This window comes from Pseudoxanthomonas wuyuanensis, from assembly GCF_900215535.1.
Taxonomy (GTDB): Bacteria; Pseudomonadota; Gammaproteobacteria; order Xanthomonadales; family Xanthomonadaceae; genus Pseudoxanthomonas_A; species Pseudoxanthomonas_A wuyuanensis.
Map to the genome: position 1 here is coordinate 129484 of NZ_OCND01000003.1, position 22312 is coordinate 151795.

Sequence of the window (22312 nt, forward strand, 5' to 3'; positions counted from 1 at the left end):
GCGCCGGAATGCGCCACCGGTTGCCGCACCGCGCAACGCCGGCTGACGGCCTGCCCGGCCCGATGCGATTTGCCCGGGAATTGATGGCACGCGCTGGCTATACTCGCCGTCATGAAAACACTCTCCCGTTTTGCCATCATCGCGGCCGTCATTGGCCTGCTGGCCGCCTGCGGCGCCAAGGGCCCGTTGTTCCTGCCGGAAAAGCCGCTGCAGGAAGCGGCGCCCGCCGAAGACGCCGCGACGCCGCCGGGTGAGGATGCGCCCGATGCGCCGGCACAGCCTGAAGACGACGAAACTCCGGCCGAAGAAGAACCCGCTGCGGCGGCCGACGGGGATGAATAACCCGGTCGCCAGCGCGCCGGGATCGCTGCGTTTCAGCAAGATGCACGGCGCGGGCAACGACTTTGTCGTGCTGGATCTGCGCGCTGGCGCCGCGCCGCCGGATGCGGCGCTGGCCTCGCGATTGGCCGACCGCCACCGCGGCGTCGGCTGCGACCAGATCCTGACCATCGAGGCGCCGCGTGCGCCGGGTTCGGTGGCCGCGTACCGGATCTGGAACTCGGACGGTTCGCCCTCGCAACAGTGCGGCAACGGCGCGCGCTGCGTCGCCGCCTGGCTGGTGCGCGACGGCGCCGCGCAGGGCCAACGCTTCCGCCTGGACAGCCCGCTGGCCACGCACGAGGTGGAAAACCTGGGCGAAGGCCAGTACGCGATCGCGATGGGCGTGCCCGAATTCGAGCCCGCGCGCATTCCGCTGCACGGCTATCCGCACGCGCAGCCCGAATACGAGGCCGACGTGGGCGAAGGTCTGCGGCTGCGTTTTGGCGCGGTGTCGATGGGCAATCCGCATGCGGTCATCGAGGTCGCATCGGTGACGCAGGCGCCGGTGGCCAGCCACGGGCCTGCGCTGCAGCAATCGGCATGTTTTCCGCAATCGGTCAATGTCGGTTTTGCCCAGGTCCAATCGCGCGCGCGCATCGGTCTGCGCGTTTTCGAACGCGGCGTCGGCGAGACGCTGGCTTGCGGCAGCGGCGCCTGCGCGGCAGCGGTGGTGCTGATGCAGCGCGGTCGCATCGATCATGACGTGGTTGTTGCGTTGCCGGGCGGCGAGCTGCGCATCCGCTGGCCGGGACCGGGCGAAGAGGTCATCATGTCCGGGCCAAGCGCATTCGTATTCGAAGGGGAATGGAACCGATGAGCGATCATCCCGACAAGGGCGCAGCAGAAAAGCTGGGCGCGCATGAAGTGGCGGCCTGGTTGCGCCGGCACCCCACGTTCCTGAAACAGTTTCCGGATCTTGCGCTGAGCCTGATCGTGCCGCGCGACGACGGTCCCACTGCATCGCTGGCCAGCTACCAGCTGGAAGTGCTGCGCGACAAGAACCGCGGCCTGTCCAAGCGGCTGGGCGATCTGTTCGCCAATGCGCAGGAGAACGAGCGGCTGGCCGTGCGCACCCATCAGCTGACGCTGGCGCTGCTGAAACAGAACACCGCCGCCGATACGCTGCGCGCGATGGCCGCGGCGCTGGCCGAGGATTTCAATGGCGACCGCGTCAGCATTGTGCTGCTGCGGCCGGTGGCCGGGCTTGAAGACGCCGACTGGCTGCAGGTCATTGCCCAGGACAGCCCGCATCTGGCGCCGTTCCGCGACTGCCTGAAAGACGGCGAGCCGATCTGCGGCCGCCTGCAACCGGAGAAGAACTCGTTGCTGTACGCCGCGCGTGCCGACGAAATCCAGTCCTCGGCTCTGCTGCCGCTGCCCGGCGTGGGCCTGGTGGCGGTCGGCAGCCGCGACGGCAACCGCTTCTATCCCGGCATGGGCACGCTGTTCCTGCGCATGATGGGCGAGGCGCTGGCTGCGGCGCTGAAGCGTTTCGATGGCTGAGCCGGCGGCTTTCGCTGTCGTTGCCCCGCGCCGCGGCTTGCGGCAGCCGGATGACGGGCCGGGCGGGCGGCCGCTTCGCTGGCGGCTGTGAACAGAACGGCCAAATCGAAACCAACGGCGGCCGGCGTTGCCGCTGGAAAATGCAATCCGGATGAAGGCGGCGGATGGCTCCAGCCCGTTGACGATTTCCTTGCGCATCTGCAGGTCGAACGCCGCATGTCGGCGCATACGCTGGATGCTTACCGGCGGGATCTGGGCGCGTTTTCCGAGTGGGCGCAAAAGAACGGCATCGGCGAGCCGATAGCGGTGCAGACCGAACAGTTGCGCGCCTTCATCGCCGCCGAGCACCGGCGCGGGCTGTCGCCCAAGAGCCTGCAGCGGCGCCTGTCGGCCTGCCGCAGTTTCTACCAGTGGCTGCTCAGGCATGGCCGCATCGCCGCCAGTCCGGCCGCCGGCCTGCGTGCGCCGAAAGCGCCGCGCAAGCTGCCACAGGTGCTGGATGCCGACGAGGCCACGCGCCTGGTCGAAGTGCCCACCGATGCGCCGCTGGGCCTGCGCGACCGCGCGCTGCTGGAGCTGTTCTATTCCTCCGGTCTGCGCCTGAGCGAGCTGTGCGCGCTGCACTGGGGCGATCTGGATCTGGCCGACGGCCTGGTCACCGTGATCGGCAAGGGCAACAAGCAGCGCAAGGTGCCGGTCGGCTCGCATGCGCGCAATGCGCTGGCGGCGTGGCAGAGCGAACAGGGCGCCACCCGCGAAATGCCGGTGTTCCCCGGCCGCGGCGGCGGTCCGATTTCGCAGCGCGCCGTGCAGATCCGGATCAAGCAGCTGGCGCAGCGGCAGGGGCTGTTCAAGCATGTGCATCCGCATATGCTGCGGCACAGCTTCGCCAGCCACATCCTGGAATCGTCCGGCGATCTGCGCGGCGTGCAGGAATTGCTGGGCCATGCCGACATCGCCACCACCCAGATCTACACCCACCTGGATTTCCAGCATCTGGCCAAGGTCTACGATGCCGCGCATCCGCGCGCCAAAAGGCGAGTAAAGAGTAAAGAGGAGTGAGAAGCGAGTGATGGCTCTGCTTTTCTTTCATTTCTCACTCCTCTTTACTCTTCACCCATTTCTCTCGCTCTTGAACTCGTTCCGCTCATCCCCACCTCTGTAGGAACACCCCGGAGGCCGCATGGACCCCAGCCAGAATCCCAACGTTTTCCACGCCACCACCATCATCTCGGTCCGCCGCAACGGCCATGTCGCCGTCGCCGGCGACGGCCAGGTCACCCTGGGCCACACGGTGATGAAGGGCAACGCGCGCAAGGTGCGCCGGCTGGGCCGCGACGGCCAGGTACTGGCCGGTTTCGCCGGTGCCGCCGCCGATGCGTTCACGCTGTTCGAACTGTTCGAAGCCAAGCTGGAGAAACACGGCCAGCTGCAGCGCGCCGCGGTCGAACTGGCCAAGGACTGGCGCACCGAGCGCCGCCTGGGCAAGCTGGAAGCGTTGCTGGCGGTGGCCGACAAGGAAACCTCGCTGATCATCAGCGGCACCGGCGACGTGATCGAGCCGGAAGACGGCATCATCGCCATCGGTTCCGGCGGCTCCTACGCACTGTCGGCGGCCCGCGCGCTGATGACCCATACCGAGCTGGACGCCAAATCCATCGCAGTCGAATCGCTCAACATCGCCGGCGACATCTGCATCTATACGAATCGCAACGTGGTGGTGGAGGAGCTGTAGGGGCGAGGAACGAGTGGAGAGGAACGATGAAGCTAGAAACGAGTGAAGAGGAACGATGAAGCTAGAAACGAGTGAAGAGGAACGATGAAGCTAGAAACGAGTGAAGAGGAACGAGAAACGAGTAAAAGCCTGCTCAGAGACATCGTTTCTTCTCTCCGCTCCAGCTGTTGCCGTTGCTTCTCACTCGTTTCTCACTCCTCTCCACTCGTTCCTAGCCCCTCGTTGCCCCCCACTCACTTCTCACTCCTCTTCACTCGTTTCTCGTTCCTCTTCACTCGTTCCTAGCCCCTCGTTGCTCCCCACTCGTTTCTCGCTCCTCTCCACTCGTTCCTAGCTCCTCACTCCTCCCCACTCGTTCCCAGCTCCTGCCCATGCCCCAGACCTTCGATACCTCCGCCACCATGACCCCGCGCGAGATCGTGCAGGAACTCGACCGCCACATCGTCGGCCAGCACGCGGCCAAGCGCGCGGTCGCCATCGCGCTGCGCAACCGCTGGCGGCGCATGCAGCTGGGCGACGAACTGCGCAACGAGGTGATGCCCAAGAACATCCTTCTGATCGGTCCCACCGGCGTGGGCAAGACCGAAATCGCCCGCCGCCTGGCCACGCTGGCCAATGCGCCGTTCGTCAAGGTCGAAGCGACCCGCTTCACCGAGGTCGGCTATGTCGGCAAGGATGTCGAACAGATCGTCCGCGACCTGGCCGATACCTCGGTCAAGCTGTACCGCGAACAGGCCAAGGCGCGCGTGCGCATGCAGGCCGAGGAGCGCGCCGAGGATCGCCTGCTGGACGCCCTGTTGCCGCGCCGCAGCGGCGGCATCGGCTTCGATCCGGCGGCCGCGGCCAATGAACCGTCCGCGCAGGACAGCGAAACCCGCACCAAGTTCCGCAAGATGCTGCGCGCCGGCGAACTGGACGAACGCGAAATCGAACTGGAGCTGGCGGCCAATGTCGGCGTCGACATCATGACCCCGCCGGGCATGGAGGAGATGGGCCAGCAGCTGCGGCAGATGTTCTCCAACCTGGGCGGCGGCAAGTCCCACAAGCGCACGGTGACCATCAAGGCGGCGCGCCCCATGCTGATCGAGGAAGAAGCGGCCAAGCTGGTCAACGAAGACGACATCCGCGCCGCCGCCATCGAGGCCTGCGAACAGCACGGCATCGTCTTCATCGACGAGATCGACAAGGTCGCCAAACGCGGGGACAACATCGGCGGCGGCGATGTATCGCGCGAAGGCGTGCAGCGCGATCTGCTGCCGCTGGTCGAAGGCAGCAACGTCAGCACCAAGTACGGCACGGTCAAGACCGACCACATCCTGTTCATCGCCTCCGGTGCCTTCCACCTGGCCAAGCCCAGCGATCTGATTCCCGAGCTGCAGGGCCGCTTCCCGATCCGGGTGGAGCTGTCGGCGCTGTCCAAGGAGGACTTCATCCGCATCCTGACCGAACCCAAGGCGGCACTGACCAAGCAGTACGAAGCGCTGCTGAAAACCGAGGGCGTGACCTTGACGTTCACCGACGATGCCGTCGACCGGCTGGCCGAAATCGCCGCCCAGGTCAACGAGCGCCAGGAAAACATCGGTGCCCGCCGCCTGCACACCGTGCTGGAGCGGCTGCTGGACACGCTGAGCTACGAGGCCCCGGACCGCGACGGCCAGACGATCAGCATCGACCGCGCCTACGTCGACCAGCACCTGGGCGAACTGGTGCAGGACCCGGATCTGAGCCGCTACATCCTCTGAGCTGGCAACGGCGTCAGTGTCTTGCGGCCCGCCTTGTGCGGGCCGCGCTGTTTTCGCGTCCCGATCGGACACCATTGACGGAAGCGGTATCGGCAGTTGGCGCGGTTCCGGTGCGGATGCGACATACGAAAGGCGCATTCGGTCGATGCGCAGGATTAAGCATCCCGGTGGTTGCGTTGTGGACAGTTGCCTGCACGCATAAGCTTGCCGGCACGCCAGGCGGCAAGCAACGACAGCCGCTGCATCCCCTTCCATGCGAGATATCCCCATGAGCCACACTTCGCTTTCCGTCCTGATGACCGCGCTGCTGGCTGGCGCAATGCTGTCCGGCTGTTCCGAACCGCAACCCGTCGCCGGGACGGCCGCGGTTGCGGACGCGCCGGTCGCGACGCAGCCGGCCAGCCATCCCGACGCGTTTGGCTTCCGCATCGGCACGCTCGATGCGGTCGCGTTGAAAGATGGAGACATCGATATCGCCAACGATGGCAAGACCTTCGGCGTCGGCGAGCCGACCGACCAGGTGGCCGCGTTGCTGGCCGCCGCGGGGCAACCGGCCGATGTCCTTCACCTGAGCATCCAGCCGCTGCTGGTGCGTAGCGATGCGCGGATCCTGCTGTTCGACACCGGCGCGGCGGACGCTTCCTTCGCGCGCGCCGGCCGCCTGCCAGCCTCGCTGCAGGCCGCTGGCGTCGAACCGGCCCAGGTCACCGATATTTTCATTTCGCACGCGCACCCCGATCACGTCGGCGGCCTGCTGACCGGCGAAGGCGCGCTCGCCTTCCCCAATGCCGCCATCCACCTGTCGGCACCCGAATGGGAAGCCATGAAGAGCCAGGCCGGCGCCGCCGATCTTGTCGCCGCCATCGCACCGAAGGTGGTCAGCTTCCAGCCCGGCGCCGAGATCGTTCCCGGCGTGGTCACGGCGGTGGCGGTGGAAGGTCACACGCCGGGGCATACCGCCTACGAAATCGCATCGGGTGATGAGCGCCTGCTGTATATCGGCGACTCGGCGCACCATTACGTGATCTCGGTGCAGCACCCGGAATGGACCGTGCAATTCGACGGCAACGCGCCGCTGTCGCAGGCCAGCCGGCGCGCGCTGCTGCAGCGTGCCGCCGACGGCAATCTGCGCGTCTACGCCGTGCATTTCCCATTCCCCGGCCTGGGCCAGGTCAATGCCCGGGACGGCAGCTTTGTGTGGGTTCCGGAGCAATGAACCGGTATAGCCGCTGAATCACCGGCAGCCCAACGCCTGGCGGCCCGCTCTGTGCGGGCCGCCATATTCAGTAGCGTACAAGTGCGCAAAGCAGCGGCCAACATTCAAGCCGAACCCGCTTCACCGGCTGGACTAATTTGGTGGCTGGCGATCACCGCATGATCTACGGGGATCTTTCGATCATTTTCGGCCCAGGTCCATTTGGCTTTGTAGGTATCCGTCAGAGCTTGGAACTGGATCAAGCGCTTCTAATGCTTGCGTGTCCAGTTCCAATGGTCGCTGTGCTTTACTGGACGTTGGCGAGATGGCCGCGGAGATTGTCGGGTGAGCACTGACCGTTCATTCAAGCGTTGGATGCCATGAGATCGGTCATCACCGCCGCTCTGTTCTTTCTGTCTGGCCTTGCTGCGGCCCAGGACTGCACCGGTCATGGCGCTGTCGCCGGCTGCTGACGGTCAACTGCATTGGGCGGCCCAATGCAGGGTCTAGTCGGATTCCATGACGCGAGTATCGATTGCAATCCAGTTGGCTTCCCAGGTGCGTCCGCCGTCGTCGGAGAACGCCTGCTCGAACCGCGCCGAGTCGCGGGTGATCTGCGAAATCACGAAGCGCACCAGCACTGCACGGCCGTCGAAGTCTTCCTGGCCGTAGAATTCGCCGCGGCCGTTTCGGAAACCGCCGTAGACCGGGTGGCTCAGGGTGCCGTTGCGCGCACTGGCGTAGTTCAGGTTCCACTGCTCCGTGTGCGGGTTGTAGAGACGCAGGCTGGCACCCTCGATGCGTCCGGCAGGGCCTTCCACGCGCAACTCGACCAGGTTCGCACGGCCGTCGAGTACCTGCCGCACGACGCTGGTTCCGGCGTACTCGACCCATTCGTCCGATCCGGACAGCGGGCTTTTCAGCCGGCGCAGTTCGGTCTTCCAGGTGCCGATTTCCCAATCGAAGTCGTGCTGGCCGCCGCTCGGGTCAGCATCGGAAACCGGTTGCAGCGCCACAGAAGGCGCATGCACCAACAGCAAAGCCGCCAGCAGAAACGCATGCTTGAGCGCACGGTCGAATCGGATTTCCACGCCACTTTGCATTGTCCCGCTCCGTTTCGCATGATGTGCGAAGAATGCAGGTGCGAGGCGACCATGAACAAGAAGGCACCTGCAGGTAACCATGGGCGATTGGAAGGTTGCCCGCTTGCGGCGGCATTTGCGGCCATCGGCGGCAAGTGGAAACTGACGATCCTCTACTGGCTTGCGCACGGCGAACTGCACTTTGCAGGATTGCAACGCCGCGCCGCACCCATCTCCCATAAGGTGCTGGCCGAGCAACTGCGCGAACTCGAAGCCGCGGGCATCGTCGACCGGACACCGACGGGTGCCGTACCTGCGCCGGTCATCTACCAGCTGACGACCTATGGGCAGACGCTGCTGCCGATCATCGAGTCCGTGCGCATATGGGGCGAAGGCCATCTGCGGCGCTCGTCGGCGCTCACGCGGTCCGATGCAAGGGGGTGCAGCATGCCGATCGGGGAGGGTGGGTGAAGACCGCACTGTTGCTCCACATGTTGTGGGAGCTTGGTGCTGTGGCCGCGGGTGCGCGCACGCACTCCGTACAGGCCTAGCGCGCCTTGGCGGCGTTGCGCCGACGCGTGTCCTCAACTAGCTGATCGCGCGCGGCCCGTTGCAGGCGCGTGATGCTTACCTGGTCCGGCGCCACGCCCAGTCGAGCGGTCAGGTCGGCGACTACGCGCTTGTTGGCGTAGGTGTGCGGGGAGTCGATGTCGTCGCTCTGTGCAGTGGTCATCGTCGCCAGCCGTTTGGCGCTGACCTCCTGTGCAAGCGCGAGTTCGACCAGCTTGGCGCGGTATTCCAGCTCCCATGCGGCCAGGTTGGGAAATGCGTTCTGGTCGGCGAAGTGTTGCGTTTCATGGCCCAGGAACACCACCCGGAACGCCTCGCTGTCGAGTCCTTCGGTGTAGCTCGGCATCACCGCGTACAGCGCTTCGGCTGTGGCCCATCCGCCGGCGGAACCGCGCTCGCAGCGACCGTAGGCCGTCCAGCCGCGGCTGGCGAAATCGTCCAGCAGTTCCACGCGCACGGTATACGGGCCCTCGGGAAGCTCGACGGTGTAAGGCCTGGTCTCCTGCCTGCGCCACAGTATCAGTTCGCGCAGCGGCAACGTGCGGCCCGGTTGCGCGTGGTAACCGCGCGCGAGTAGTTGGCCCTGCAGGATCGGTTCGAGCGCGTCCATGTCCCGGACATCCTCCGCATCGGTGCCCAGGTGATCGCGCAGCCTCGCCAGCAGCGTGGCTTCGAACTCTGCGCGTCGTGCCGGCGTCTTCATGGCATGCCACCAGTAGTCCTGGTAGTCGCGCAGTATCCGGCGGACGAATTCGTCGGCGATGGCATCGGTGGCGAACACCGGGACGTCGGCGTGCCGTGCCAGCATGCAGGCACGGTACACCGCGTCCTTGTCCTGGAAGTCTTGCTTCGGCACGGCGGCCAGAGCCCGCACGGCGCGCCGGCTGTCGCCCTGCAGGACGGCGTTGGTGGATTCGGCGATCGCAGCAGCGGCGGCCGGCGTGGATTCAGCGGGTTTTCCGGCCCATGCCAGCGTCGCGGTGGTGGTGCATGCGGTCAGTGCAACAATGCGGAGGAGCTTCATGGTGTCGATCCGGCAAGCGGCGGGAGGTCGCCTTTGCCGTCTATTGCACTGCGATCAGCGGCCGGCGTCTTGAACGGATTTGACCTGCCGGCGAAGCTGCGAAGGCGTGGCGCCGGTGGCCGCACGCAGGGTACGGCTCAGGTGGGCCTGATCGGCGAAGCCGCTGAGCGCGGCGATGTCCGCCAGTCCCCGCCCGCTGTCCAGTAGCCGCAGCGCCCGGCGGCAACGCAGTTCGCGGCGCAGCAACTGCGGCGGCATGCCATGCGATTTCCGGAAGCTACGCGAGACGTGCGCCAGCGAGACGCCCGCGTAGCGTGCAAGCACTGAGATGTCGAGGTCGCCGTGTTCGAGTTCGTGCAGGAACGTGGTCTGCCATGCAGGCAGCGCGAGTCGCTCGGCCGGCATGCCGGCCGCGATCAGTTCGCCCAGCCGGTGCGGAGCCCGTACGAACATGGCCTGGGCCTCCTTCACATTGGCTACGCGCAGCACGTGCAGGCCATCACCCGCCAGGCCGGTCGCCAGGGCGATATTCACCACCCTGGCGCCATGCCGGCCGAAGCGGTTGCCATGGGTGTGCCAGCGCGGGTGCAACAGCAGCGTGCCGGGCACGCACTCGATCGGGCCGTCGGGGCTGACCTCGATGTGGCTGCCATCCACCACCAGGGCGGCATAGGCGCCGTCGTGGCGATGCGTGTGGAGCAAATCGCAGGCGCCGTGTCGGGTTTCGTAGCTGGGAGGGGTACGCATGACGCAATCCTGAGGCGGGCCGAAGCGGCCCGGCCAGTGGCGGAAGTCAGCCTCTCCCGCAGCGCGCGCCGTCCCTTCACTCCTCCCCGATATCCTCATTCCACACGTCGGGATTGGCCTTGATGTAGTCGCCCAGCATGTCGATGCATTCCTGGTTGTGCAGGTCGATGACGTTGACGCCGTTCTCGCGCAGCCAGTCGATGCCGCCGGGGAAGTTGACCGATTCGCCCACCACCACGGTGCCGATGTTGAACTGGCGCACCAGGCCGCTGCAGTACCAGCATGGCGCCAGCGTGGTGACCATGATGGTGTCCTGGTAGCGGCGCTGGCGGCCGGCCTTGCGGAAGGCATCGGTTTCGCCATGAACGGAGGGGTCGTTTTCCTGGATGCGGCGGTTGTGGCCGCAGCCCAGCAGGCGGCCGTCGTTGCGGTACAGCGCCGCGCCGATCGGGATGCCGCCCTCAGCCAGGCCCTGGCGGGCCTCGGCGATGGCGGTTTCCAGCAGGGCGCGGTAATCGATGGCGGTGGGCATGTGCAGGCCGGGGCGGTGGAGTGGGGGAATGGTGCCATGACGGGGGCCGGCGCGCCGCCGACGCTGCACAACGGGTCACGGACAACCGGGCCGATCTGTTGCATGCTTGCGCCATTGGGGGCTGGCCGAATGCTGGCGAGCTGGATGCAAACGGGGAATGACATGAACCACCATCGCGATCGCCGCGGCCGCACCGTGGCCCCGGGCCTGCGCGCCGTGCTGGCGCTTGCCGCCTGGCTGGCGGGTGCCGCAGCGGCCAATGCCGAAATCGTCCAGGGACAGTTGCAACTGCATTGGGGCGATCCGGCACCGGCGACGGCCAGTCAGCGCAAGCCGGCGCTGCTGCTGGCGACGCTGGTCACCGACAGCGGCCGCCGCATCGCGCTGGATGCGGCGCAGGCGCGCCGGGCCGCCGGCGATCTGTACGCACTGTCCAACCGCCGGGTGGCGGTCGAATTCGCGGCGCCGGGCCGCGTCATGTCGCAGCAACGGGCGATCGCGGCGATCGTGCCTGCCGATCGCCTGTGGCAGGCGGCGCCGGCCATCGATGCCAGCGGGCGGGTGATGGCCGCGGCCACCGTGTCCGGCAATACCCGCTGGGTGACGCTGATGTGCAGGTTTGCCGATATCGCCACCGAGCAGAAGACGCTGAGCTTTTTCCAGTCGCAGTACGGCAATGCGGCCGGGCAGTTGGGCCACTACTGGAGCGAGGTGTCCTATGGCCAGATCGACCTGACCGGCAGCACTGCGCACGGCTGGTACGCGCTGCCGCAGCCGCGCTCGTTCTATGTCACCAAGGAGGGGGACAAGGACAAGGCCAACCTGAGCAAACTGTTCGAGGATTGTTCGGCCGCTGCCGACCCGTTTGTCGATTTTGCCGGCGTGCAGGGCATCAACATGATGTTCAACGGCGATCTGGACGGCTATGCCTGGGGCGGCGGCAGCTGCGCCACGCTGGACGGTTCGCGCCGCTGCCTGCGGGTGACCTGGAACCCGCCATGGTCGTTCAACAATCTGGCGCCGCTGGCGCACGAGATGGGCCATGGCTACGGACTGCCGCATTCGGACAATTCCGACGGCGACGACGATACCTACGACAATCCCTGGGACGTGATGAGCGACGGCTGGAGCAATGCCGTCCGCGATCCGACCTACGGTTCGCGGCCCAAGCACATCAACGTGCAGCAGCGCGACCGGCTGGGCTGGATGGCCGCGGCGCGCAAGCTGACCATTGCCGCCGGCAACGCCACCACCCGCCAGGTGCGGCTGGACTATGCCAGCCTGGCGGGTTCAACCAATACCCAGATGCTGATTCTGGCGATGCCGGCGCAGCCGGACCCGTACCGGACCGTGGTCTATACGGTGGAGGCGCGCCGCCGCAGCGGCGACTACGAATCGGCCCTGGCTGGCGATGCGGTCATCATCCACCGGGTCGACGACAACGGCACCGCCTTCAGCGTCGATGCCGATGCGCCGCCGGCCGACGTGTCCAACAACGAAGGTTCGATGTTCAAGGTCGGCGAGATCTGGCATACGCCCGACCAGGCGCACTGGTTGCGCGTCGACGGCACCACCGCGACCGGCTTCCTGTTGACGGTTGGGCCCAAGCCGCGGGTGATGAGCAGTCCGTTGCCGGCGCTGCGTACGCCGGCGCCGGTCGGCGCCGCACCGCCGGCGTCGCCCTCGGCGCCGCTTTCGTCCGGGCGTACGTCGCGCGCGGCCGACAGCGGCGACTGCGCCGCCGGCAAGCCGCGCCGGGAGCGGATGAGTGCCTGCCAGCTGCGCTGAACGTCACGCCCGGCGCCGGGATGCGATAATCCCGGCATGAGCGAATCCCCCTACAAGACCGGTACCACCCATTTCGGTTTCCGCGACGTCGCGGCCAAGGACAAGCAGAAGCTGGTCGGCGAGGTATTCACCTCGGTGGCCGGCAACTACGACCTGATGAACGACCTGATGAGCCTGGGCATCCATCGGGTCTGGAAGCGCTATTTCGTCGGCACCTGCCAGGTCAAGCGCGGCGACCGCGTACTGGATCTGGCCGGCGGCACCGGCGACATCGCCGCGCTGCTGAAGGACCGGGTCGGCGAGTCGGGCGAAATCGTGCTGGGCGACATCAACGCCGGCATGCTGTCGGTCGGCCGCGACCGGCTGACCAACCGCGGCCTGGTCTCGGGTCTGGATTACGTGCAGTGCAATGCCGAAGCGCTGCCGTTCCCGGACAACAGCTTCGATCTGGTCACCATTGCCTTCGGCCTGCGCAACGTCACCGACAAGCAAGCCGGCCTGCGCGAGATGTACCGCGTGCTCAAGGTGGGCGGGCAGGCGCGGGTGCTGGAATTCTCGGAAGTGACCGTGGACTGGTTCAAGCCGGTGTACGACTTCCATTCGTTCAAGATATTGCCTCGGCTGGGCCAGTTGTTCGCCAAGGACGCCGGCAGCTACCAGTACCTGGCCGAAAGCATCCGCAAGCACCCGCCGCAGGAAGCGCTGAAGGCCATGATGGACGAGGCCGGCTTTGCCCGCACCAGCTACAAGAACCTGTCCGCCGGCATCGTTGCGGTGCATACCGGCTACAAGGTGTAGGGCGGGTCTCGACCCGCCGGCGGTGGCATTCATCGCTTCGGCAGCGCCGGGGATTTGCTGTTGCTTTGGCTGTTTGAAGAGCAACAGAAAATCGCCCTCAAATGCCTTTCAACCGCCGAACGGCGGGTCATCCCCCCTTTCCCAAAAGGGGGAGGTAAGAGCGGAGCATCTCTCGTTCCTCGTTCCTCGTTCCTCCGATTCCCGATTCCCGATTCCCGATTCCCGATTCCCGGGTCCCCCACCCAGCCGCACAAGGTAAACTTGCAATTCCCCTGTAGTTGCTGGATCCCCTGATGCGTTCCCTTCTGATGATGCTTTCCTGCGTCGCTGTGATGGCGGCCGGATGTTCCCGTGAGTCCGCACCCGCACCCGAGGCAAAACCCGCTGCAGCCCCTGTTGCGAGCGAGAAAAAAATGACCCGCAGCCACGACGAGAGCTCGTACGCCGAGCCGGAGAAGGTCGTCATCCAGGATCTGGCCCTGGATCTGGCCGTGGATTTCGACAACCGCCAGCTGGCCGGCACCGCCACCTATACGCTGGACTGGAAGGACAAGGACAACAAACAGCTGCTGCTGGACACCCGCGATCTGGCCATCGAAAAAGTCGAGTCGCTGGACATGGGCGGAGTCTGGGAACCGCTGGAGTACGCGCTGGCCGAGGCCGACCCGATTCACGGCAGCAAGCTGAGCATCCAGGTCCCGCTGCAGAATCCGCAGGTGCGGGTGAGCTACAAGACCTCGCCGCAGGCCTCGGGCCTGCAGTGGCTGGAACCGGCGATGACCGAAGGCAAGCAGTTGCCCTTCATGTTCAGCCAGTCGCAGGCCATCCATGCGCGCAGCTGGGTGCCGCTGCAGGACACTCCCAGCGTGCGTTTCACCTACAGTGCGCATGTGACCTCGCGCCCGGACGTGATGGTGCTGATGAGCGCCGACAACGACCCGGCGGCGCCGCGCGACGGCGACTACCGCTTCAAGATGCCGCAACCGATTCCGTCCTACCTGCTGGCCATCGCCGCCGGCGATCTGGTGTTCAAGCCGATTTCCGCGCGCAGCGGCGTCTGGGCCGAGCCGGCCATGGTCGACAAGGCGGTCAAGGAATTCGAAGACACCGAGAAGATGATCGCCACCACCGAAAAGCTGTACGGGCCCTACCGCTGGGAGCGCTACGACATGCTGGTGCTGCCGCCGTCGTTCCCGTTCGGCGGCATGGAGAACCCGCGGCTGAGCTTCATCACCCCGACCGTGATCGTCGGCGACAAGTCGCTGGTATCGCTGATCGCCCACGAGCTGGCGCACAGCTGGTCGGGCAATCTGGTGACCAACGCCAGCTGGAAGGACATCTGGCTGAATGAAGGTTTCACCACCTATGTGCAGGACCGCATCACCGAGTCGCTGTACGGCGCCGAGATGGCGGAGGCGGAGCGGCAGATCGATCAGACCGATCTGCTGAACGACATCAAGGGCATGAGCCCGGCCGATCAGGCGCTGGCGCTGCCGGCGTTGACCGATCGCGATCCGGACGAGTCGCTGAGCCAGGTGGCCTACGTCAAGGGCGCATGGTTCCTGCAGTTCCTGGAGGAGCGTTTTGGCCGTGCGGTGTTCGATCCGTTCCTGCGCGGCTGGTTCGACGACCACGCTTTCCAGAGCGCCAACACCGATCAGTTCGTCGCCTACCTGCGCAAGAACCTGCTGCCGAAGAACCCCAACGCGGTGACCGAGGCCGAACTCGATGCCTGGCTGATCCAGCCGGGCATTCCGTCCTTCGCCACGCCCGCGCGTTCGCGTAGCCTGGCCAATACCGATACCGCACGCATCGCCTGGCTGGGCAGCGGCAAGCTGCCCAGCAACCAGGTCACCGCCGAGTGGAGCACCCAGCAATGGAGCAACTTCATCAAGGGCCTGGGCGAGAAGCTGAGCGTCGAACAACTGGCGCAGCTGGATGCGGCCTACAAGTTCACCGGCACCCAGAACGGCGAAATCGCGATGCGCTGGTATCCGCTGGCGGTGCGCAGCGGCTACCTCGAAGCGATGCCAGCGCTCGGCGAATTCATCCAGCGGGTCGGCCGCCGCAAGCTGATCCTGCCGATCTATGAGGAACTGGCGAAAACGCCCGAAGGCCTGGCTTTCGCCCGGGAAGTCTTTGCGCGGGCGCGGCCGGGCTACCACCCGATCACCACCGCGTCGGTGGAAGCCGTACTGGCCAAGGCGGAAGCCCGGTAACCATGCCGGGCGTGCGCCGCATCGTGAAGACGGTCGCCGCGCTGGCGGCCGTTTTCGTGGTGCTGTCGGCGTTGTGGTTGTGGCGGGATCCGATGCTGCTGGTGCGCGCGGATTTTGCCCGCCAGCGCATTGCCGCCGGCCTGTCGCTCGAACGGCTCCAGGCCGGCGATCACCGCTGGGTCTATGCCGAACGCAAGGCTGCAAAGGCCGGCGCGCCCACGCTGGTGATGATCCACGGCTTTACCGGCAGCAAGGAAAACTGGTACCCGCTGGCGCAGCGGTTGAGTGGCGACTACCGGCTGGTGATTCCGGATTTGCCCGGCTGGGGCGCCAGCGAACGCCAGGCCGATGCCGACTACGGCTTTGTTGCGCAGAGCGCACGGCTGTCGGCATTCCTTGCCGCGCTGGCGCGGGAACCGGGCAGCCCGCTGGTATTGCTGGGGCATTCGATGGGCGGCGGCATCGCCGCGCTGACCGCGGCCGATCATCCGCAGCAGGTGGACCGGCTGGGCCTGTTCGACGCGGCCGGGGTGCGCTTTGCCGACAACCGTTTCGGGACCGAGGTGCTGGCCGGGAAGAACCCGTTTGCCGTCCGCGACCAAGCGTCGCTGCAGCGCTATCTCGACACCGTATTTCACGACGATGCGGCCAAGCCGTCGATTCCGTGGCCGGCGTCGACGGCGGTGATCGGCTGGCGCAAGCGGCAGGCGGTCTTCGAGCAAGAGGTGTTGGACCGCATCGGCCGCAGCGAAGAGCGCTTCCTGCCCGGCGACCGGGCGGCATCCATCGGCCAACCGACGCTGCTGCTGTGGTGCCGGCAGGACGCGGTCATCGACCCCAGCGCAATGGCGCTTTACGCTGAGCGGATACCGCAGGCGTTCCAGGTGATGCTGGACGGGTGCGGACACATGTCCATCATGGAGCGCCCGCAGGACGTGGCGGAGGCGGTCCGGTACCTGGTTGCAGAAGGAGAAACCCGATGAAATCCCAAGCCCTGATGCTCGGTTGCCTGCTGGCGCTGGCCGGTTGCGGCGATCGCGAAGCGCAGCAGCGCGCCGCGGCCGAAGCCGCGGCGCAAGCCAAGGAACAGGCTGCCGAGGCGCTGGCGGCCGAATACGACCGCGCCGTGGTGTCCACCAACTGGGAACTGGCGCGCGTGCACGGCACCGCGTTGCTGGAACAGTATCCCGACAGCGCAGCGGCCGCGCGCATCGAGCCAGGCTTCGAGGAGGTCAAGGCCAAGGGCCAGGCCGCGCGCGAACAGCGGCGGATGGAAGCATTGTGGGACTACGCGCAGGTCGTCACCGATGGCGGCACCCAGCGCTCGGCGGCGATCTACAGCAAGGAGACGGTGGATGTGGACGGCAGCGGCGCCAAGCCGGTGCAGCTGGTGTTCCGCGACCATCCCAAGTGGAAGCGCAGCAGCTACCTGGTGCTGCAGGCTGGCGATTTCGCCAAGGCCTGCTACCGCAGCTGCACTGTCACCGTGACCGTCGATGACGCTGCGCCCAGGCGGATGAGCGCCAACCGGCCGGACACCGACGAAGCCACCGCCATGTTCATCGACGACGACAAGGCGCTGTGGCGCCTGCTGCGCAAAGCCCGGGTGGTGTCGATCGAATTCCCGGTCAAGGCCGGCGGCACCCGCACCGCGGCGTTCGAGACCGGCGGCCTGGACGGATCGCAGATGCCGGGCTGGGACTAGGACGGGGCACCCTGCTGCCAGCTAGCGACGAAAATAGGGGCATGTGAGGCTTCCTTGTGGGAGCGACGCCAGTCGCGACGGGGCACTACCGGCAACCCGTCACGACTTGCCAGCCGTTCGGCTGTTGAATGCCGTTGCGCCTACACCAGCCTTTCGGCGCTGCCAGGTCGGTGCGCCAGCGCAATCGCGCCAGCGATGGCGAACGCAGCCACGGCCACGGCCTGCACCAGCACGAACACGATCCCCAAAACGGTCGGCGACACCCAGCCGCCGGCCAGCAGCAGCACGCAGTCGAACGCGTACAGCGCATTGAGCGCGGCGACCAGCCAGCCGGAGCGATAACCGGGCTTGCGTGCCAACCATGCGATCCACACCACATAGGGCAGCAGGGCCAGGCCGACGACACGCAACAGATCGGCCGGCAGCGCGGTCAATGCGGCCAGTGGCGCGGCGGCGACGGCCATGGCAAGCGCGGTGACGCCGGTGACGCCGGCATCGACGAGCAGTACGCCGCGCAGCAGGGCAGGGCGGGCAATGGCAGGGGCGGTGTGCATGGCGATTCTCCTGGTTGGGTTCGACGCCAATGCTGGGGGACGGTTTGCGCAGCGTCGATTACCTGGCAGGTAAGGCCGGCAACGGCGGATTGGTGCTACCGTCCCGGCATGCAACGACAAGCCACCACCGGCGAGCTGCTGCGCGACTGGCGCCAGCGTCGCCGCATGACCCAGTTGGACCTGGCCGACAGCGCCGGCGTCTCCACCCGCCACGTCAGCTTTATCGAAACCGGGCGTTCGCTGCCCAGCCGCAGCATGCTGCTCAAGCTCGGCGCACTGCTGGATGTGCCGCTGCGCGAGAGGAATACGCTGATGATCTCCGCCGGTTACGCGCCGATGTACCGCGAACACCGCCTGGACGAAGCGGAGATGTCGGCCGCGCGCGAGGCCATCGAGCGGCTGCTGTCGGCGCATGAGCCTTACCCGGCGCTGGCGGTGGACCGGCATTGGCAACTGGTCACCGCCAACCGTGCCGCGCAGGCGCTGCTGGCCGGTCTGCCCGAAAGCCTGTTGCAGCCGCCGTTGAACGTGCTGCGGGTGAGCCTGCACCCGCAGGGACTGGCATCGCGCATCGACAACCTGCCCGAATGGCGCGCGCATGTTTTCGAGCGGTTGCGCCATCAGTACGCCACGACCACCGACCCGCAACTGGCCCAGCTGTTGGCGGAACTGCAAGCCTATCCGGGCGGCGAAGCGCCGATGGCGGCCGACGCCCGCGCCGCCGGCGGCATCGTGGTGCCGCTGCGGCTGCGCCTGGATCGGACGCAGGTACTGTCCTTTCTCAGCACCACCACCGTGTTCGGCACCCCGCGCGACATCACCCTGGCCGAACTGGCGATCGAATCGTTCTTCCCGGCCGATGCGCAAACCGCGGCGCTGCTGCGGGCAATGGCCGAACCAGGCGATTGAATGCCTGGCCTGTGGGCGAGCCTGGCCCGCCGCCTACAACGCGTAGCCGAACTGCTGCTTGAACTGCTCGTTGAACTCGTCGAAGTCGAAGCGCGCGCCGAGTGGAGGCAAGGGCGCCCGCCATTCCGGCGCCGTCGCCACGGCAGGGGTTCCACCCGCCTACCAAGCTGTTGGCCTATAGCGCGTAGCCGAACTGCTGCTTGAACTGCTCGTTGAATTCGTCGAAGTCGAAGCGCGCGCCGAGTGGAGGCAAGGGCGCCCGCCATTCCGGCGCCGTCGCCACGGCAGGGGTTCCACCCGCCTACCAAGCTGTTGGCCTATAGCGCGTAGCCGAACTGCTGCTTGAACTGCTCGTTGAATTCGTCGAAGTCGAAGCGCTGATTCTGCGTCCCGGGGTGCTCGACCTTCAGCGCTCCCATCAGATTGCCCATCCGTCCGATCGTCAGCCAGTCGTAGCCTTTCTCGATGCCGAAGATCAGCCCGGCGCGGAAGGCGTCGCCGCAGCCGGTCGGGTCGGTGACGCGGCGCTCGTGCGCCGGCGGGATGTCGTAGCTCTTGTCGGGGGTGTGGATCTGCGAGCCATGCGGGCCGCGGGTGGTGATGTAGGCCTTCACGCGCTTGACGATGTCGGCCTCGCTCCAGCCAGTGCGTTCCTGCAGCAGGTTGGACTCGTAGTCGTTGACGGTGACGTACTGGGCCAGCTCGATGAAGTTGCGCAGTTCCTCGCCGTTGAACAGCGGCATCGCCTGGCCGGGGTCGAAAATGAACGGAATGCCGGCCTCGGCGAACTCGGCGGCGTTCTGCAGCATGCCTTCGCGCCCGTCCGGGCTGACGATGCCGAAGGTGACGCCGGCCACGTCCTTCACATGATTCTCGTAGCTGCGCATCATCGCGCCGGGGTGGAAGGCGGTGATCTGGTTGTTGTCGTGGTCGGTGGTGATGAAGGCCTGCGGGGTGAACAGCTCATCGATCACCTTGACCTGGCTCATGTCGATGCCCTGCTCGGCGAACCATTCGCGGTACGGGCCGAAATCCTGGCCGACGGTGGCCATCGGGATCGGTTCGCCGCCCAGCAGCTTCAGGTTGTAGGCGATATTGCCGGCGCAGCCGCCGAACTCGCGGCGCATCCGCGGGACCAGGAACGACACATTCAGGATGTGGACCTTGTCCGGCAGGATGTGGTTCTTGAACTGGTCCGGGAACACCATGATGGTGTCGTAGGCAAGGGAACCACAGATCAGTGCGGACATCGCGACGCTCACGGGAGGCGGCCCGTTGCCGCAGCGTAATAGGTTAGCGGGCCGAGCGCGTTGCGGCAAAGGGGCAGGCCGGACCGCCCTCGGTGCGGGTGGGGGGAAGTCGGCGGCTTTGCCGCGACAAGGGCGGCAAATGGCCGACGGATCGGCTTTTCCCTTCCGACGCCGCACGCGCGAATTTCCCCCCTTTTACGCCAGCGGAGGAGCAAACTGCGGCGGAGTCCATGCCGGCGCTTCCCTTCCGCGGGCCTATTCATCCCGAATGGCCGCATCGCCATCGGCCGCGCAGCGGCCGACTTTTCCCTTCCCGGTGCCGCAGGCGCGGATTTCCCTCGATTCCAAGGCGTTTCTCCTTGCCGCTACCCAGGCAGGTTGTTAGGCTAGCCGACCCCTTCTTTGCCCAAAAAATCGCCATTCCTGGCGGTTCGCCACCAGCAGGACTCTTCCCCCGATGTTCAAAAAGCTCCGCGGCATGTTCTCCAATGACCTGTCCATCGATTTGGGCACGGCCAATACCCTTATTTATGTGCGCGGACAAGGCATCGTGCTGAACGAACCTTCGGTGGTGGCGGTTCGGCAGGATCGCGCCATCGGCGGCTCGCGCTCGGTGGCGGCGGTCGGCGCCGAGGCCAAGCAGATGCTGGGCCGCACCCCCGGCCACATCACCACCATCCGGCCGATGAAGGACGGCGTGATCGCCGACTTCACCTACACCGAGGCCATGCTCAAGCACTTCATCAAGAAGGTGCACAAGTCGCGCTTCCTGCGCCCCAGCCCGCGCGTGCTGGTGTGCGTGCCGGCAGGCAGCACCCAGGTCGAACGCCGCGCCATCAAGGAATCGGCCGAAGAGGCCGGCGCCCGCGACGTGTATCTCATCGAAGAGCCGATGGCCGCGGCCATCGGCGCCGGCATGCCGGTGACCGAGGCGCGCGGCTCGATGGTCATCGACATCGGCGGCGGCACCACCGAGGTGGCGGTGATCTCGCTGAACGGCATCGTCTATTCGCAGTCGGTGCGCATCGGCGGCGACCGCTTCGACGAATCCATCACCAATTACGTGCGCCGCAACCACGGCATGCTGATCGGCGAGGCCACCGCCGAGCGCATCAAGCTGGAGATCGGCTGCGCCTACCCGCAGCCGGAAGTGCAGGAGATGGAAATCTCCGGCCGCAATCTGGCCGAAGGCGTGCCGAAGATGATCAAGATCAACTCCAACGAAGTGCTCGAAGCCCTGCACGAGCCGCTGTCGGGCATCGTCAGCGCGGTCAAGCTGGCGCTGGAGCAGACCCCGCCGGAACTGTGCGCCGACGTGGCCGAACGCGGCATCGTGCTGACCGGCGGCGGCGCCCTGCTGCGCGACCTGGACCGCCTGATCAGCGAGGAAACCGGCCTGCAGGTGCAGGTGGCCGACGATCCGCTGACCTGCGTGGCCCGCGGCGGCGGCCGCGCGCTGGAACTGGTGGACATGCACGGCAACGAGTTCTTCGCGCCGGAATGATGAAGCCAGGAACGAGCGGAGAGAAACGAGAAACGAGTGGACGCGGTTTCTCGGCTCTCTCCCCTGCTTCGCTTCTCATTCCTCACTTCTCGTTCCTTTCCTCTCGTTTCTAGCCTTCCGTGCCTTCCTACGCCGGTCCACCCGTTGCCTCCCGTCCCGGTGAAGTCGCCAGCACCTTGCGGCTGCTGGCCTATCTGGCGCTGGCGGTTGCGCTGATTGTGCTGGACCATCGCGGCGGCTGGCTGCACCGGCTCCGCGACCAGGCCAGCGTGATCACCCAGCCGCTGTGGTGGCTGGCCGGTCTGCCCGGCAGGCTGGGCACGCGGATGCAGGATGACGCGGTCAGCCGGTCGCGGCTGATGGAGGAAAACCGGCAGCTGCGCAACGACCTGCTGATCGCCAATGCCCGCCTGACCCGGTTGCGGACCGCCGCAGCCGACAATACCCAGTTGCGCGCGTTGCTGGGTGCGGCCGAGAGCCGCGGGCTGGATGTGCAACTGGCGCCGATCCTCAACATCGACCTGGACCCGACCCGGCAGCGGCTGGTGCTGGATGCCGGCAGCAGCGATGGCGCCCGCGTCGGCCAGGCGGTCATCGACGCCGGCGGGCTGATGGGCCAGATCATCCGCGTCACCCCCGCCCATTCCACCGTGCTGCTGCTGACCGACCCCGACCACGCGGTACCGGTGATGAGCACGCGCAACGGCGTCCGCCTGATTGCCTACGGCCGCGGCCGCGGCGACCTGCTGGAACTGGCGGATATTCCGTTGAACAGCGGCGTGGAGGTTGGCGATGTGCTGGTCACCTCGGGCCTGGGCGGGCGCTTCCCGGCCGGGTTTCCGGTCGGCACGGTCACCGCGCTGCGCACCGACGACAGCCATGCCTTCCTGATTGGCGATGTCAAACCGGCGGCGCAGCTGGATCGCGGCCGCGACGTGCTGCTGCTGAAAAGCCGGGACCGGGGAACCGGGAACGGCGAATGGGAAGAGGCAGCCGTCAAACCGGAGGTTAGCGAAACCGATGGCGGCGCCCCGGAGCGCCCCGCCGATTCCCGGCCGGCCCCAGAGGAGCCGA

21 protein-coding genes and 1 pseudogene are annotated in these 22312 nt (G+C 66.5%); 16 read left to right on the plus strand and 6 right to left on the minus strand.

Features of this window, described 5'->3' with window-relative positions; genetic code table 11:
* The first annotated feature begins 111 nt into the window (after positions 1-111).
* The 7 genes from lptM (at position 112) to CRO39_RS08225 (ending at position 6577) form a co-directional block, all read left to right on the plus strand.
* The gene (lptM, locus tag CRO39_RS08195) at positions 112-342 is read left to right on the plus strand and encodes an LPS translocon maturation chaperone LptM (RefSeq protein ID WP_097121414.1); all 231 of its coding nucleotides are present in this window, start codon (positions 112-114) and stop codon (positions 340-342) included.
* The gene (gene dapF / locus CRO39_RS08200) at positions 335-1198 is read left to right on the plus strand and encodes a diaminopimelate epimerase (RefSeq protein WP_238394579.1); all 864 of its coding nucleotides are present in this window, start codon (positions 335-337) and stop codon (positions 1196-1198) included. Before lptM ends, dapF begins: the two co-directional genes overlap by 8 nt.
* Positions 1186-1884, plus strand: a complete 699-nt coding sequence (locus tag CRO39_RS08205) for a DUF484 family protein (RefSeq protein WP_097121415.1) — start codon at positions 1186-1188, stop codon at positions 1882-1884. Before dapF ends, CRO39_RS08205 begins: the two co-directional genes overlap by 13 nt.
* A 78-nt stretch (positions 1885-1962) precedes the next feature.
* On the plus strand, positions 1963-2946 hold the full coding sequence (gene xerC / locus CRO39_RS08210) for a tyrosine recombinase XerC (protein ID WP_425479672.1): 984 nt from the start codon (positions 1963-1965) through the stop codon (positions 2944-2946).
* 121 nt (positions 2947-3067) lie between these two features.
* Positions 3068-3619, plus strand: coding sequence for an ATP-dependent protease subunit HslV (gene hslV / locus CRO39_RS08215; protein ID WP_097121416.1), 552 nt, complete (start codon positions 3068-3070; stop codon positions 3617-3619).
* 371 nt (positions 3620-3990) lie between these two features.
* Positions 3991-5361: an ATP-dependent protease ATPase subunit HslU gene (hslU, locus tag CRO39_RS08220; protein WP_238394578.1), complete on the plus strand. Its 1371-nt coding sequence runs from the start codon at positions 3991-3993 to the stop codon at positions 5359-5361.
* A 268-nt stretch (positions 5362-5629) separates the two neighbouring features.
* Positions 5630-6577 (plus strand): MBL fold metallo-hydrolase, encoded by a 948-nt coding sequence (locus CRO39_RS08225; RefSeq protein ID WP_097121417.1) that lies wholly within the window; start codon positions 5630-5632, stop codon positions 6575-6577.
* A gap of 485 nt (positions 6578-7062) precedes the next feature.
* Here the strand turns inward: CRO39_RS08225 and CRO39_RS08230 are convergent, their stop codons facing one another.
* Positions 7063-7647 carry a hypothetical protein gene (locus tag CRO39_RS08230; protein WP_162125746.1) on the minus strand — a complete coding sequence of 195 codons (585 nt, stop codon included), beginning with the start codon at positions 7645-7647 and terminating at the stop codon, positions 7063-7065.
* A gap of 63 nt (positions 7648-7710) precedes the next feature.
* Between CRO39_RS08230 and CRO39_RS08235 the strand changes: the two genes are divergently transcribed.
* Positions 7711-8109, plus strand: coding sequence for a winged helix-turn-helix transcriptional regulator (locus CRO39_RS08235; RefSeq protein ID WP_097121628.1), 399 nt, complete (start codon positions 7711-7713; stop codon positions 8107-8109).
* Between the two features lie 76 nt (positions 8110-8185).
* On the opposite strand, the gene CRO39_RS08240 is transcribed toward CRO39_RS08235, so the two are convergent.
* The 3 genes from CRO39_RS08240 to CRO39_RS08250 form a co-directional block, all read right to left on the minus strand.
* Positions 8186-9232 (minus strand): hypothetical protein, encoded by a 1047-nt coding sequence (locus CRO39_RS08240; RefSeq protein WP_097121419.1) that lies wholly within the window; start codon positions 9230-9232, stop codon positions 8186-8188.
* A 54-nt stretch (positions 9233-9286) separates the two neighbouring features.
* Complete coding sequence (locus CRO39_RS08245) at positions 9287-9979, minus strand: AraC family transcriptional regulator (RefSeq protein ID WP_162125745.1); 693 nt, start codon at positions 9977-9979, stop codon at positions 9287-9289.
* A 76-nt stretch (positions 9980-10055) separates the two neighbouring features.
* Entirely contained in the window at positions 10056-10511 is a 456-nt protein-coding gene (locus CRO39_RS08250) for a nucleoside deaminase (protein ID WP_097121421.1), read from the minus strand.
* Between the two features lie 162 nt (positions 10512-10673).
* Here CRO39_RS08250 and CRO39_RS08255 point away from each other — a divergent pair, with 162 nt between their 5' ends.
* The 5 genes from CRO39_RS08255 to CRO39_RS08275 all read left to right on the plus strand — a co-directional run bounded on the left by CRO39_RS08255 (position 10674) and on the right by CRO39_RS08275 (position 17021).
* Entirely contained in the window at positions 10674-12299 is a 1626-nt protein-coding gene (locus CRO39_RS08255) for a metallopeptidase domain-containing protein (protein WP_097121422.1), read from the plus strand.
* 36 nt (positions 12300-12335) lie between these two features.
* A complete protein-coding gene (ubiE, locus tag CRO39_RS08260) occupies positions 12336-13097 on the plus strand; it encodes a bifunctional demethylmenaquinone methyltransferase/2-methoxy-6-polyprenyl-1,4-benzoquinol methylase UbiE (protein WP_097121423.1) in 762 nt (253 codons plus the stop codon).
* 293 nt (positions 13098-13390) lie between these two features.
* Complete coding sequence (locus CRO39_RS08265; RefSeq protein WP_097121629.1) at positions 13391-15316, plus strand: M1 family metallopeptidase; 1926 nt, start codon at positions 13391-13393, stop codon at positions 15314-15316.
* A 2-nt stretch (positions 15317-15318) separates the two neighbouring features.
* Positions 15319-16299 carry an alpha/beta fold hydrolase gene (locus CRO39_RS08270; protein ID WP_097121424.1) on the plus strand — a complete coding sequence of 327 codons (981 nt, stop codon included), beginning with the start codon at positions 15319-15321 and terminating at the stop codon, positions 16297-16299.
* A complete protein-coding gene (locus CRO39_RS08275; protein ID WP_097121425.1) occupies positions 16296-17021 on the plus strand; it encodes a hypothetical protein in 726 nt (241 codons plus the stop codon). Before CRO39_RS08270 ends, CRO39_RS08275 begins: the two co-directional genes overlap by 4 nt.
* Positions 17022-17161: 140 nt before the next feature.
* Here the strand turns inward: CRO39_RS08275 and CRO39_RS08280 are convergent, their stop codons facing one another.
* Complete coding sequence (locus CRO39_RS08280; RefSeq protein ID WP_097121426.1) at positions 17162-17575, minus strand: hypothetical protein; 414 nt, start codon at positions 17573-17575, stop codon at positions 17162-17164.
* Positions 17576-17683: 108 nt separating this feature from the next.
* On the opposite strand from CRO39_RS08280, the gene CRO39_RS08285 reads away from it, so the two are divergent.
* The gene (locus tag CRO39_RS08285; RefSeq protein WP_097121427.1) at positions 17684-18484 is read left to right on the plus strand and encodes a helix-turn-helix transcriptional regulator; all 801 of its coding nucleotides are present in this window, start codon (positions 17684-17686) and stop codon (positions 18482-18484) included.
* 317 nt (positions 18485-18801) lie between these two features.
* Here CRO39_RS08285 and CRO39_RS08290 read toward each other — a convergent pair whose 3' ends face one another.
* Entirely contained in the window at positions 18802-19734 is a 933-nt protein-coding gene (locus tag CRO39_RS08290) for a carbohydrate kinase family protein (protein WP_097121428.1), read from the minus strand.
* Positions 19735-20191: 457 nt separating this feature from the next.
* Between CRO39_RS08290 and CRO39_RS08295 the strand changes: the two genes are divergently transcribed.
* Together CRO39_RS08295 and mreC are read left to right on the plus strand one after the other, a co-directional pair.
* Positions 20192-21238 (plus strand): rod shape-determining protein, encoded by a 1047-nt coding sequence (locus tag CRO39_RS08295; RefSeq protein ID WP_097121429.1) that lies wholly within the window; start codon positions 20192-20194, stop codon positions 21236-21238.
* A 119-nt stretch (positions 21239-21357) separates the two neighbouring features.
* Positions 21358-22188, plus strand: a pseudogene (gene mreC / locus CRO39_RS08300) (rod shape-determining protein MreC); the annotation flags it as partial.
* Between the last annotated feature and the right edge of the window lie 124 nt (positions 22189-22312).